6 protein-coding genes are annotated in these 14,624 nt (G+C 40.5%); 5 read left to right on the top strand and 1 reads right to left on the bottom strand.

Features of this window, described 5'->3' with window-relative positions; genetic code table 11:
- Positions 1 to 12: 12 nt before the first annotated feature.
- Both E7A03_RS04775 and dcuC read left to right on the top strand, forming a co-directional pair.
- Positions 13 to 1,257, top strand: a complete 1,245-nt coding sequence (locus E7A03_RS04775; protein ID WP_316073758.1) for a M20 family metallo-hydrolase — start codon at positions 13 to 15, stop codon at positions 1,255 to 1,257.
- A 209-nt stretch (positions 1,258 to 1,466) separates the two neighbouring features.
- Positions 1,467 to 2,720, top strand: coding sequence for a C4-dicarboxylate transporter DcuC (gene dcuC, locus E7A03_RS04770; protein ID WP_004697950.1), 1,254 nt, complete (start codon positions 1,467 to 1,469; stop codon positions 2,718 to 2,720).
- Between the two features lie 124 nt (positions 2,721 to 2,844).
- Here dcuC and E7A03_RS04765 read toward each other — a convergent pair whose 3' ends face one another.
- The gene (locus tag E7A03_RS04765; RefSeq protein ID WP_316073757.1) at positions 2,845 to 4,023 is read right to left on the bottom strand and encodes an MFS transporter; all 1,179 of its coding nucleotides are present in this window, start codon (positions 4,021 to 4,023) and stop codon (positions 2,845 to 2,847) included.
- A gap of 223 nt (positions 4,024 to 4,246) precedes the next feature.
- On the opposite strand from E7A03_RS04765, the gene E7A03_RS04760 reads away from it, so the two are divergent.
- The 3 genes from E7A03_RS04760 (at position 4,247) to E7A03_RS04750 (ending at position 14,260) form a co-directional block, all read left to right on the top strand.
- A complete protein-coding gene (locus E7A03_RS04760; protein ID WP_316073756.1) occupies positions 4,247 to 6,109 on the top strand; it encodes a ShlB/FhaC/HecB family hemolysin secretion/activation protein in 1,863 nt (620 codons plus the stop codon).
- A 157-nt stretch (positions 6,110 to 6,266) separates the two neighbouring features.
- Positions 6,267 to 13,280, top strand: coding sequence for a two-partner secretion domain-containing protein (locus E7A03_RS04755; RefSeq protein ID WP_316073755.1), 7,014 nt, complete (start codon positions 6,267 to 6,269; stop codon positions 13,278 to 13,280).
- A complete protein-coding gene (locus E7A03_RS04750; protein WP_316073754.1) occupies positions 13,280 to 14,260 on the top strand; it encodes a DUF805 domain-containing protein in 981 nt (326 codons plus the stop codon). The genes E7A03_RS04755 and E7A03_RS04750 overlap by 1 nt, the downstream gene beginning before the upstream one ends.
- Positions 14,261 to 14,624 lie beyond the last annotated feature (364 nt).

Below are 14,624 nucleotides of genomic sequence, written 5' to 3'. Positions count from 1 at the left end.
GTGAGGTGTTACATGATTCAACGAGAGCGATTAGTTAAGGATTTTGAGGCTATGGCCCAATTGACGGCTCATGGTGAGGGCATTAATCGCCTTGCTTTCACCGATGCAGACTGGGAGGGGCGTCAATATATTATAGATTGCATGACTGATGCGGGTTTATCCGTTGAAATAGATGATTTTGGTAATGTCATTGGCTATAAGATTGGTAAGAAACCAGATTTACCAGTTGTCATGGTAGGGTCTCATACAGATAGCGTACCCAATGGAGGTAATTACGATGGTGTGGTGGGCGTGTTATCTGCCATTGAAGTAATTCGTAGCATGACTGACGATAGTTATGAACATGACCATACCATCGCTGTGGTATCCTTCATGTGCGAAGAGTCCGGTCGTTTTGGGAATGCTACACTAGGTAGTAAGGCCATGCGTGGTGAATTAAGATTACAAGACTTACACCGATTGGTAGATAAACAAGGAATTTCCTTGTACGAAGCATTGAAAGGTCGCAACTTAAATCCCGATGGGATTGAAGAAATGGAATATAAACGACCTGTAAAGTCTTTCACAGAAATTCATATCGAGCAGGGCAAGGTGCTGGAGCACGAACAGAAAACGATTGGCATTGTAACTGGTATTGCAGCGCCAGAGCGATTCTATGTGACCATTCGGGGCAATGCCGATCATAGTGGCGCTACGCCGATGAACTTGCGTCATGATGCTCTATGTGGGGCTTCAAAAATCATCCTCGGTATCGAGGAGATTGCATCCATGCAAGAGGAGCCACCCGTGGTGGGTACTGTTGGTGTTGTAGAGGTTATGCCTGGCGCGATGAATGTCATTCCTGGTGCTGTAAAGCTAGGGGTAGATATTCGTAGCATTTCTAAGGTAGCTCGCAATTCTGTAGTTACTCTCGTTAAGGAATTTATCGACATTACTGCCGAGAAACGTGGATTATCGTATACAATTGAAACAATTGCACAGGACCATCCAGTGGAGATGCACCCGGCGATGATTCGAGAAATCGAAGAGGCTGTTAAGTCTGTCGGTATAGAGTACATGACAATGCCGAGCGGTGCCGGTCATGATGCGATGCATTGGGCGGAGGCAGTTCCTACGGGAATGATCTTTATTCCATGTCGCGATGGCATCAGTCATAATCCTGCAGAATTTGCTGAAATGGATGATATCGTAACGGGTGCAGAGGTGCTTGACAAGGTGCTTAGGAAACTTAGTTTGGAAGAAACGAAGCTTGTTTAATATACTTTTTTCTATATAGATAAGTAGTTATATAGATATATGATTATACTGTATATATTTGAGTGATTATTTTTATTACAGTTAGGCCTCTTAGGTGTAAGACATAGATAGGACTATTGTATTTAGTATTGTTAGTTGTGTATTGGATGTAAAGTGTTTATAGAGGGGATATAGCTATCTTGCATCCTATGTACACGGATAGGAGAGTTATGGTTATTACAGGTATTGTTATCGTAGTAGCGACGTTTATCGCTATTATTAAACAGTTTGAAACGCGGCTCGTTTTATTATTATCAGGCTTATTAATGTGCTTTATTGGTGGGCAGCTTGGCGCTGGTACGACGGCCTTTGTGAAAGAACTTACAAATCCAGGCCTTGTGCCTACAATCTGTACGGTGTTAGGTTTTAGCTATGTTATGGAATATACAAAATGTACGGAGCATATGGTGTATTTCATTTCTGCAGGCCTCAAAAAGATGACTAAAATCATCATCCCAGGTGCGGTTATTATTACATTTTTAATTAATATTGCATTGCCTACAGCGGCAGGTTGTGCTGCGGCTGTAGGTGCACTCTTAATTCCTGCCCTCATTCGTTCTGGAGTACATCCAGCGATGGCTGGTTCTGCTATCTTCTTAGGTACATGGGGCAGCTCCTTGAGTCCAGGCCTTATGTTTAACCCTCAAGTGGCACAACTGGCGGGGGTAGACGTAATGACAGTTATTGCCAGCTTCTCCATGCAAGCAATTATCGGTATCGTAGTAGCCGCTATTTTGCTTAATATTGTAGCTATCGTTAAGAAGGAGCATACAGGGTATGTAATGAAAAACGATACTGTAGAGGAAGGCAAAGAGTTCAAAGTAAATTATTTCTATGCAATCATTCCAATTATTCCTCTTGTATTACTTGTATTAGGTAGTAAACAGGTAGCGGTGATTCCAGAAATCTCCGTTCCTGTATCTATGCTCATCGGTACTGCTATTGGTATCATTGCCGTGCGTCCTAATGTGGCAGAAGCTGTTAAGAAGTTCTTCCGCGGTACTGGAGATGGTATGTGTGATGTAGTGGGCCTTATGGCTGCAGCAGCATGCTTTACAGCAGGGATGCAACTCATTGGACTTACAAGTGCCCTTATTGATGGAATGAAGAACTCTCAACAAATCGCCCAAATCGGGGCAGCCTTTGGTCCGTTCTTATTGGCGGTTATTTCTGGTTCTGGTAATGCGGCAGCTCTTGCCTTTAACGGTGCTGTCACACCGCATGCAGCAGACTTTGGTTATGGTATTATGCAACTTGGATCCATGGCTCAAATCGGTGCTGGTATCGGTCGAAGTATGAGTCCTGTAGCAGGAGCAGGTATCATCATTGCGGGACTTGCAGGTATTAACCCTATGGAAATGGCAAAGCGCAATGCTGTGCCTTGTATTATTGCGACTGTAGTCATTATGCTATTGTTACTCTAGTTCAATAAAACTATATTGTAAAAGAAAACCCTTCTAGTACTGATTAGATTTTGTTATATGTTTGAATATATAACTGTTACTACTCAGATACATAAGAAGGGTTTTCTTTTGTTTTATATACGTTTTATTTAAGCTTTAAACCAATCCAAAGGGCAGAGATTATAAAGAGACCACCGCTTACCCAGAACAAGGTAGTAAAACCTAGCCAAGCCATTAGGCTTGCACCACCGACAGCACCTAAGAAATAACCAAGAAATAAACTTGATTGGTTGTAGGAGAATACTTGTCCCGTAAACTCACGAGGCGTTTTTGAAGAGAGATAGGTGTTTAATGCCGGTAACATACCACCTAGGCCGAAGCCCTGTAAAAATCGAATAAGTGCTAATTGGTAAACATCAGTAACATAGGCTTGAGGGATGTTGAATAAGCCTACATAAATAAGAGATACGACTAATACCTTGCGAGGCCCAATTTTATCAACTAATTTACCGAGCGGTGAACTACTTATCAATTGAGCAATACCCATAGCTGAGAAGACAGTGCCTGCAATAAATGCTAGATTTTCAGTGTTGCTCGGAACAATACCTTTGATATATACGGAGATAACAGGTTGTAAGGACATGATGCATATAGCATAAATAAATGATGCTATACACAATGCTACAATACTATTAAATTCAGGAATTTGTTCTTTTAGCTTGCTAAAAGACAGTTTTTCAACATTAGGCTTTGGTACATAATTTTCATGGATAAATATAGTGGCTAATAATCCAGCTAAACCCATGAGTATACCAACCAAGATGAAGTCATTGCGAATACCTATAGTATCTGCAATATATCCACCTAATAAAGGGCCGATTAGAGAACCCGCTAGATTGGCCGAAGCTAATAGGCCAAGTGCCCATCCAGTTCGTTCGATGGGGGACTCTGACGCTATTAATGTAATGGTTGCAGAATAAAAACCACTCACTAAACCTTGTATGAGACGAATGATTACAACCCCTTCAGGTGTTGTTTGAAAGGCGAGCAATAAATTACATAAAGCCATACCAAAGCTAGATCGTATTAATGTGATTTTACGACCTTTCTTATCGGCTACACGCCCCCAAAAGGGTGCCACTAAACATACGATTAAATAGGTTGCACCAGTTGCTAAACCTGACCAGAGAGACATAGCCGATGGCGTTTGAACTCCTAAATCATGAAAATATAGAGGGAGAATAGGTGCTAATTGGCTTACTCCAAAGGATGTACAGAATACACATATTAAACTTATATATACCGTACGTTTCCACGTTTCCATGCGAATCCTCCTTTAGTATTGAATGGTAAATATGTGTGGATGTATTGAGATATCTTCATGATATATTTATTGTCAGTATACTACTATCTTTTAAGAGAAAACAATATCAATCGATGAGATTTATATGAATGTAACTTCATGTATATCTCATTTGATTTCATGAAATAATCACCATATAATAAGTACAGAATGTGTATACAGTAGTTATAGAAAGAGCGTGTTTATGAAATATAGACAACTATTGATGGGAATTACAGCTATAATGAGTTTTCCATTATCCATACAAGCACAAACTATGGATCAAATGGAACCGTTGGAACGGGCAAAAGAAGAACAGATAGCGAGAGAGGCGCGGCTAGGAGAAGAACGTATACATGTACAAGAAGATGCTATGCATACTATAGCATCTTCAAGTACATCATTAGATGGTCATACTATACCGGCAGAGCAGCCAGTACAGGTAGGACCATCTTTTTTTGTGTCTCATATTCGCATTGTGGAGGAGCCGATACATGAGGAAACCGTTATATCCCGTGATTTTATTACGTCCTCCACAATGGAGACCACAACTTTCCTGGATAATAGTGTGCCGGCAAGTACGCGCATGATTAAAGGCCCTTTATTTTATGACGCGCAGCGTACATCGTTAGTCATGGATGTACCTAAGGAGTTTTCATTTTTAAGTAAAACGGCACATCCATTTGTCAATCGGGAAATGACTGTTGAGGATATTAATACATTAGCAGAACGGTTAAATATGGCATTAGTTTCTCATGGGTATATCACGTCACGAATTGGTATTCCTGCACAGTCGTTAGCATCAGGGCAGTTACAGTTTAATTTGCAGGTAGGTCGTATTGAATCTGTCGTATATAAAGAAAAGAGTTCCCATTTACCATGGGAAAATGCGTTTCCATTACGTCCAGGAGATATATTGAATATTCGGGATATTGAACAAGGTCTGGAACAGATGAAACGAATCGGCTCCCAAGATGTGTCGATTGAGCTGGAGCCGGGAACCAGACCGCTATCCTCCCGTATTGTTTTACAAACAACAAAACGCCCACCGATTCATGGTGTTATTTCCGTGGATGACTCGGGAATGAAGGATACGGGTAAACTGCAATGGAATGCGTCTATTGGTATTGATCGTCTTTTCAATGCGAACGATGTATTGCGTATCAGTGCCAATCATGATGGTGCTAATGAAGGGTATGTAAAGGGAACTAAAAACCATAGTATTAGTTATTCTATTCCGCTCGGTAAGGATACCTTTAGCATTGGATATAGTCATTTATCATATCATCAATCGATTCAGTCTATAGTGGGACCTGTGATCAGTTCCAGTCGAGTGAAATCCGTTAGAGGCACCTGGCAACATGTGTTCCATCGTGATCGAACTACCAAACGCAGTTGGGACGTGAGTATCAGCAAACGTAACTCACATAATTATATTAATGATGTGGATATTGCTGTACAGCGGGCTGATACGGCCGCTTTGGAAGTGGGGGTGTCGGAACGGCGCTATATAAAGCAAAATACGTTATATTCTCGTGTAGGCGTAAAGCAGGGGGTAGGTTGGTTCGGTTCCCAGCCTGATTTTGGCGGTGGTGCACCTAGCACTCGATTTACCCAACTTCTTGCCGATGTAGATTATCAAATACCACGTCGGTGGGGACATCGGCCGGCCAGCATCACTACATCATTTCACGGTCAATGGACCTTAGGCGGTAAGCGGCTATTTTCTCGAGATATGATGAGTATTGGAAATCGTTATACGGTACAAGGTTTTGATGGGGAACGGACGCTTTTAGGTGAAAGCGGCTGGTATGTACGGAATGAAGTGGCTAGCTATATTCCTCGGCTTCATTCCAGTGTATATGTTAATTTAGATGTCGGTGCAGTATATGGACCTAGTACGGATATATTAACAGGACGAATTATAGCCGGTACGGCATTAGGTATACGCGGTCAATTTAAGTCTGGTTTGTTTTATGATGCTTTTGTCGGTGCTCCTTTATATAAACCGAGCGGATATGTAACTGATCATGTAACGACCGGGTTCCAAGCCGGTATTCGATTCTAAGCATTGACAATACAGTTGTATATGCGTGAATGCAAGCATGATGCAATTGTACTGTTCAGTAGTCGTTATGTGTATTGAACTGGCGGTATGCTATAGTGTATGCCGCCATGATATATACAACGTATAGTGTGTTATTATGTGTGGAGAAGAGAGCTGTATGAAACAGAAATCATTACAATATAAAATTGCTATTTGGCTCACGATGGGATTGTTGGTTGTGGATCCTGTTGTGATGCCTTTTGCGTATGCGGGAAACCCGATTGAAGTGGACCGTCAGGCCCCTCAAGATCGGCAGGCTCAAGTCACTCAGGCCGGCAATGGGGTGACGTTAGTTAATGTAACAGGTCCTACGGCCGGTGGTGTATCTCGCAACGATTATACGAAGTTTAATGTGCCTGAGTCAGGGACTATTTTAAATAATTCATATGGTATGTCCAATACTACGCTCGCCGGTTATATACCGGGTAATGCTAATATGGCTCGTGGTGCGGCACGTGTGATTCTTAATGAGGTAACCTCTTCGAATCCAACTGCTATGAAAGGTTTCATCGAGGTGGCAGGACAAAAGGCATCTGTTGTGGTGGCGAATCCGAATGGCATCAGTGTTGATGGCGGCGGTTTTATTAATACCGATCGTGCTGTATTGACGACGGGGAAACCGGAGCTTACTGCGGATGGTACTATTCAAACCTATCGTGTAGAACAAGGTACCGTATCGGTTAATGGAAAAGGGTTAAACGCCAAAGGGGCTAATGCATTACAAATTCTAACGGAAGCGGCACACATTAATGCCGGTGTATGGGCCAATGAGGCGGATATCCGTACCGGTAAGAATGTTGTGGATGCGAATACGTTAGATACAAAACGTATAGGCACATCCAATCAAGTTGGCTTGGATGTGGCGGCTATCGGTGGCATGTATGCCAATGCGATTACCATGAAGGGTAGTAATACCGGACTGGGTGTGAATGTGAAAGGTGTCGTCAGTGCTGCAAAAGCTACGAATATTACCAGTGATGGTCGTATTGTTGTTAGTGGTGGCGTGACGAGTAACGGTAATACGGCTATATCAGGACAAGCTGTTACAGTAGGGGCATCCGGAATTGTACAAGGTGATGCAAGCGCTACCGTAGAGAGTCAAACGACGGTAGATAATGCAGGTCTTATTAACTCCGGAGATACTACACGTGTGCAAGCGAGTACGGTAGATAATCATGATGGTGGACGTGTGTATGGGGATGGTGTATCTATTAAAGCGAATCAGGTGAATAACCATACAAATCGCGAATTAGAAGTACGCTATCATGCAGCCGGAGACGCATTACAAGCGGCAAAGAAAGCGCTTGATGATGAATGGAATGCGGATATAACCGGGTACAAAACGCAAGAAGAGTTAGAGGCTCACAAACAACGCATTCAAAATCTCACAAAAGCATATGATGAGGCACAAACAAAGCTGAACACTATCGAAACAGAGTTTGCAACACATAAGTCAGCTACTATAGCAGGACGTAACACGGTCGATGTTGAAGCGAAGCATGTAACAAATGAAGGCCGAGGTCTTATATATAGCGGTGGCTCCATGCGTGTAACAGCTAAAGAGGACCTGACGAATACCGGTGCTACCATTAAGTCTGCAGGGGCTATGACAATTGATGTGCCTGAGGTAAAGAATGAGAATGCGGCATTTGGGGCTAAACGAGTTTCTGACGGTGTGACTAAGAATCCGGATAAGCTTAAAGTGAATGATCCAAATCATAAACTGGAAGGGCAAGTATTTGACAAATCGGAGTTCCCATATGCCGATGATAGTAGTGGATACGGTACGCCTCGTGTTATACCGGTACATAGTGAAAAGGATGAAGCGTATAACAAAGAAATGAATAAAGGGGAAAATCGTGTTCATAAGTTCACCATTATTCGTAGTCAAGCTGAACATACGCATACAGACATTACCCATGATGATCCCGGAGTCATCAGCAGTGGAGGTGATATGACTGTATCCGGAGCTATCTATAATACAAATAGCCGTATCGTAGCAGGTGGGACTGTACGTACTAGCGGTAAGATAGATAATCAATCTGATGAAGTCAGTGAAAAAACGATTTCTACAGGTACAACGCAGGAAAGTTATACTAGGCGGGTCAGAAAGTCGCATGGTATAGGACATAAACGTCGTCGCGCTTGGAATGCCGAAGTGTTTATGACTCCGTCTATTACCGAACAAAATGTTAAACCTATTGGTGTTATCAAAGACCATGCGGAGGATGCATTGTCGACTTCAACTATTGCTAAGGTGAATGATAGTTTAGATCCGTATGGTTTAGGAAAAGGAAATGGTAAGCGTAGCGGTATAATCGATGGTTTATCATTACCTACGGAATCACTCTATAGAATTCATCCGGAGATTACCGCCAATGCCCTGGTAGAGACAGATCCGGCTTTCACAGACCGCAAACAATTTTTATCCTCTCAATATATGATTGATGCCCTTAATCAGGACCCTGACCGTCGTCTTAAGCGTTTAGGTGACGGTTTCTATGAACAACAATTGGTGAATCAGCAGATTCTAGCTGCTACCGGCCGTCAATATTTGACCGGTTATACAGATAATGAAGCGGAGTATAAAGCGCTTCTTGAGGCGGGCATTGCCTATGGTAAACAGTTTAATTTAACGCCGGGGATTACCTTGTCTGATGCACAAATGCAGGCCATAACGACGGACATAGTATGGCTTGAAACGAAAACGATGGTTGTCAATGGTAAAGAACAGCAAGTTCTCTATCCAAAGGTATATTTAGCAAAACAATCCGCCAAGAGTCTGGATGCTATGGGCGGTCTCATCAGCGGTCACGCGATTGTAAGCGATACAGATGCGGATATACACAATCAAGGTGTGATGACCGCCGATACCATTGTATTGAATGGACAGAATATCCATAATACCGGTACGATTGACGGACGTACTGTGGTGGTTGCAGCGAAGCAGGATGTAAATACTACCGGAGCTATTCATGGGGATACCAATGTAGCAGTTCGTGCAGGCAGAGATGTGAATGTGGGCGCTCGTGTCAAGGCTTTGTCGAATCAGGATGTAGTTCGTCGTCAAGGTACGGTCGGCGTATCTGAACCGGGAGGACAATTATCTATCGCCGCGAATCGTGATATACATCTCAAAGGCGCCTTGGTTCATGGTGGCTCTCTTACAACGATGGATATTACGGCCGGACATGATGTGAATCTCGGTACGGAACAGCTGGCTGCGAAAAAAGATATGACCGTCAACAGCGATAATTATAACCGTACGGAACGTCGTACTGAATTGGGGACAACCATTCTAGGTGACGGTGATGTGGCGATTCGTGCCGGACATGATGTATCTGTTCGCAATGGTGTCGTGAATAGTGAGCAAGGCACAACGACAATGGCGGCCGGACATGATGTGAATGTGACAGCCGGTGAAAGCTATAGCCGTGATGAATATGGTATTAAATATAAGGAAAAAAGCTTATTATCTAAAACAGTGCGTACGCTACGTACTGACCATGAACATACGGGTGTGCTATCTTCGACTATCGGTGGCAATGCTGTCGATATGAAAGCCAACCATGATGTGTACTTAACAGGGGCCAATGTATTGGGTACGAAGGATGTGAACATTACTGCAGGACATGATGTGCACACGGATTCCGGTGAAGAAAGACAGCGCGATGATATCTATGAACACAGCAAGAAAACAGGTATCATGAGCGCTGGGATAGGCTTTACCATAGGCAGTAAAAAAGTAACGGATACACTGGATGGAAAGTATACGAATCAGGTGGAAACGTTAATTGGGGCAGCTAAAGGAAAAGTTGCCATTCATGCGAATGAGGCCGCTCATTTAACAAGCGCTTCTATATTAGCAGGTACAGATGCAACGGTACAGGCGCCGGATATGGTCCTTGACGGCAAACATAATACGGCTGATATAAAACAGACACATGAAGTTAAAACTTCCGGTTTAACTGTAAGCCTAGGGGGCTCTATTGCATCGGCACTTAATGGTGCCTATGCGTTGCAACAAAAAGGAAAAGATCGACATGATAAACGATTGGCAGCCTTAGAATATGTAGAGGCCGGTAAAGAACTACGTAAAGGTCTTACTAATATTAACGAATATAGGGCGTATACGCCGGCTAATGTTGTTAATCATGCAGATAGTTTAATGGATTCCGGACTGCAAAAAATGGATTTCAGTGCGAGACTCGATCGGTTGGCATCATCCGGACAGTTAACTGAAAAACAACTAAAGACCGTAACAGGAATGCGTGACCGGTTCGCTGTAGAAGGTGCCCAGGAGTATCAGACAGGTTTTAATGAAATGGCTGATATACAGGGGGATCAGTCTCAATATAAAGCACAAAAGCGTGCTAAGAAGGATGGGTTGGCTAATATTCATGTCGGCATTGGCTCCAGTTACAGCAAGAGTGTTACTGAATTACACGATCGAGACTATGCAGGTGGTAAGATTATATCCAATAATACTACTTCCTTGCTGGCTAAATCTAATGCACCGGATACCGGAACGATAACCGCTATAGGTGAAACGATACAAGGTAAGACGGTTGATGTAATAGCTGATAATACGATTAATCTACAAGCGGCAACTAATACAAGTCGTAAAACAGAAAATAATGATACGAAAAGCTGGTCCGTCGGAGCTAATATAAGTGTGAATGGTGGCGGTGTGTTAGGATTTGATGCTAACTATAATAAAGGTATGCAACGAGAAAATACCGAGAAAGTATCATACGCACCTTCTCGAATAACAGCTAATACGGTTAAGATGAATTCCGGTAACGATACGAATGTAATCGGCTCTACAGTCAAAGGTGATAGAGTTGTTGCCAGCGTAGGCGGTAATTTATATGTTCAAAGTTTACAAGATAAAGAGACCTATGTCGGAAAACAGAAAAATACAGGATTTAGTGTTTCTACAAATGGGACTCAATTAGGTAGTATCTCCGGCGAGCACTCTAAAGGAGATACGCGTAGTAACTATGCCGGTGTAACGGAGCAAGCCGGTATCTTTGCAGGTAAGAATGGTTATACAATTACTACAAAAGGCACTACCACATTAGAAGGGGCTGTTATTGACAGTAAAGCTGCTGCAGAAAAGAATACAGTATCTACCGGTCGCTTAGTGATGAAAGATATAGAAAATACGGCTGAGTACTCCTCGAAGAATACAGGTGTGAGTTATAACCATATAGGAAACTTTAAGTCGCTGAGCCAAGCGGGACAAGATGCGGTATATAATTCGTTAGGACTTTTACCAAAATTATTACCGGAATCTAAGGAGTCCGCACATAGCACTACCAAATCTGCTATTGCTGATGGTACAATAACTGTACATGATGAATCTGTAGATATACGTTCGATCTCTAGAGATACTGCTAATAGTCTTAATAAACTGGACAAGATCTTTGATAAGAAGAAAGTAGAGGAACGACAGGAATTAGCTCGACTCTTTGCTAAAGATGCATTTGAACAATTGCATTATTGGGAACCGAAAACTAAAGAAGAGAAAGTGGCGAAAGCGATTGCTCATGGTGTAGTGGCGGAAATATCCGCTCGAGTTGCCGGTAATAAGCCGGGTAGCGGGTTTTATGCCGGAGTTACCAATGAGGCACTAATTGGTGAAATTCAAAAGGTGGCTAAGACAAATCCTGCTGTGGCGCAATGGCTCAGTGCCGGGGTAGGAGCTGTCGTTAATGCTGGATTAGGAAAACCTGTTATTACCGGAGCGGCCGAAGCACAGTATGGGACGAAGTGGAATGAGTATCAAACCATAAAGAATATAAAAGAACAAATAGAGGAATTAAAGGCAGGTAAAAGTGTAAAAGTTTATGACCGTGACATAAAGCTAGAGAGTCTTCGAGAAAATGAATGGTTGGCACTATATGGAATTGATCCTATAACTCATGAATATAGATACGTTGCAATCAATAAACAAGGTGAAAGTTATGATATTAAACATTTTGATCGATTTGAAAATGATTATTTTACTAATGTGATAAATACAAATAATTTATTTACTGTCAATAAAGGAATTGTAGCTGGTAGTGGAACGGATATACCAATAAAAAAAACGGATGAATATTTGATTAAGCAATCCTTAGCAGCTAATGTTCAATCTGGTGCTGTTATTAGATATAATCTAGGTGATTATAATGGAAATATTTTTGAAGGTAATTTCTATGAAAAGGTTAGGCCTTCATTTGCACGTAAATTACAGGGAGCGGCTGTTGATGCTAATATAGATAGAATTGACTTAAGACATACTTATCCTAGTTATATTTTGATGCGTTTAAAAGATGAAGGTCGTATTTCACAAAAGTTTGCTAATGATTATAAGGTTAACTTCCAAAATAATAACTTTATTTTGCAATCGACTAAATCTCCTAATTATAAGTTAGCGTTAACTAAAGAACAAGCTTATAGAATTATTGGTACTAGTGATTATTATAGAGAACTTGAAAAAATGACAAAGTTGGGCGCTAATCAAGAAGGATATTTTGGTCTTGGAGTAAAACATGGTAAAGGAGAAGTTGATTTGTCTTTAATTGAGGGGATGAATCAAGATAATCGAATTTTTATTGGGGGAGAATTAAGATTAAAAGGGAGCGTCACTGCACGAGATATTGTCAACCTTTTCCAACCTAAAGAAATGATAACTGGAGAGAAAGTAACGGCTAAATCAATTCTAAAGGCACCACTTGTACCTGTTATGGGACGGAAAAGAAATGATTATTGGCAATCTGGTTTTAAGATAGATAAACCGATTTTGAAAAGATTTCCTGGTGGAGATACTCTTATAGAAGTTGATGTACCTATTGCTTATAGAACAGAAATCGAATCTGTTGCAACAAAAGAGGCTATATCTGCAGTTAGAGAAAAGACTAATAATGCTAAAGCGGAAGAGTTAGTTGCCATGGCATATCATAATGCTCATCCAAAGGAAGGTAATTTTTACTACGATGAAAATAGAAAAACAAAAAGTTTAATAAAAAAAGTTGATAGTGTCACTCATAAATATGAAATTCTTGATAGCGATGAACATTGGCATGTTCTTCCAACTAAGGTTTTTGATGATATTTATAGAAATAATAGAGTGGATGAAGAATGATGAGACAGCTTTTATATTCTGAATTAATAAATTTTAAGTTTGAATTATTAGCAATAATTCAACGGTTAGAGACGATCAAATTATTTACAATCAATATACAGACATACCTTTCTATAAACTTATTGGTGTTTATTGGTATAGGAATAAATATCTTTATTTTATCCACTCTTCCGGAGATAGTATATACTCAAGGAATTTATGACATTATATATTATGTGGGCACAGTTATTTATGTTCTTTTTGTAGCTTTTACAAATTATGCTAGCTTGAAATATTATAAAAAAGAACGATTTAATTGGTTAAATATCATAATTACTGTGCTTTTACTATTGATATTATTGGGTGGAAAGCATTTTGACCTTTCTTATGGAAAAGCTATTTTTGAGTCCAACAATATTATATTATGGGGTGTTGATGTACCAGATTTATTCTATCCATGTCTTTTGTGTTCAATGTTGTTGTTTTCTGTAGTACCTAGGAAGTTTTGGTTAAGAGATAATACTGTTGAACTTAAGGGAATAATTTTTGATAATAAGGTTATAGATGTACTCTGGGGTGAGCGTAATGATTTAACTACCTCTCAAATTAAAGCTATAAGCTCTTTTTATAGTCGCCAAGATAAAAGGTCTCTTTTAACAAATCTTTATAAAAGCATATTAATTGATAGTCTTTGGCTTAATGGACGAAGCACAGTTCGTCAATGGAATCTGTTCAATGTATATTTAGCGTTTATAATATACAATATGATATTAAATTATAATATCGAAAACTATGCTTTGCGATATGTTCTATACTTTTATCTTATATATACTATTATTGTAATGATCTGTAGACGTTTGAAAGATAGTAATAGTAGTATATTTTGGATTGTTGTTTTGTTTGTTCCTATCATCAATATATATGTATTGTATCTGTTGTATAATAAAACCTCTGCGTTATATGATAAAGAAAGTAATAGTATTTTTTATTATGCATTATGATACATAAAATATGATATATAAGATTGTATGTTAAAGATCTTTCTATGGCTGAACAACAATCAGAAATTAAAACTTCTTGACTTTCATTCTATAGAAACATTATAATCAGATTATAATTTTATACTCGCCTGAAAGAAACCGATGAGGTGGAGATAAAAATAGGAAATGCACTCACAGAGAGCGGGATTAGCTGAGAACCCGTAGTACGCAGCTTATTAAATGGACCACCGAGGGCGCATGGAAAAGAATGAACTTTCACAGTCATTCCTAGTATGGTGCGACGTCACACGAGCGTTAGTCGTGAGGGATATGTTAGTATCCTGCGAAAGGGGAATGCACTGCATTCAAACAAGGTGGTACCGCG

Origin of the sequence: Veillonella parvula (assembly GCF_032472435.1) — a bacterium.
Classification (GTDB): Bacteria; Bacillota; Negativicutes; order Veillonellales; family Veillonellaceae; genus Veillonella; species Veillonella parvula_N.
The sequence above is the reverse complement of the archived record's forward strand: the minus strand, read 5'-3'. Positions and strand labels throughout refer to the sequence as shown.

Coding starts and splice junctions, on each gene's coding strand:
- E7A03_RS04775 (WP_316073758.1), top strand. CDS start 13: ATGATTCAACGAGAGCGATTAGTTAAGGATTTTGAGGCTATGGCCCAA.
- dcuC (WP_004697950.1), top strand. CDS start 1,467: ATGGTTATTACAGGTATTGTTATCGTAGTAGCGACGTTTATCGCTATT.
- E7A03_RS04765 (WP_316073757.1), bottom strand. CDS start 4,023: ATGGAAACGTGGAAACGTACGGTATATATAAGTTTAATATGTGTATTC.
- E7A03_RS04760 (WP_316073756.1), top strand. CDS start 4,247: ATGAAATATAGACAACTATTGATGGGAATTACAGCTATAATGAGTTTT.
- E7A03_RS04755 (WP_316073755.1), top strand. CDS start 6,267: ATGAAACAGAAATCATTACAATATAAAATTGCTATTTGGCTCACGATG.
- E7A03_RS04750 (WP_316073754.1), top strand. CDS start 13,280: ATGAGACAGCTTTTATATTCTGAATTAATAAATTTTAAGTTTGAATTA.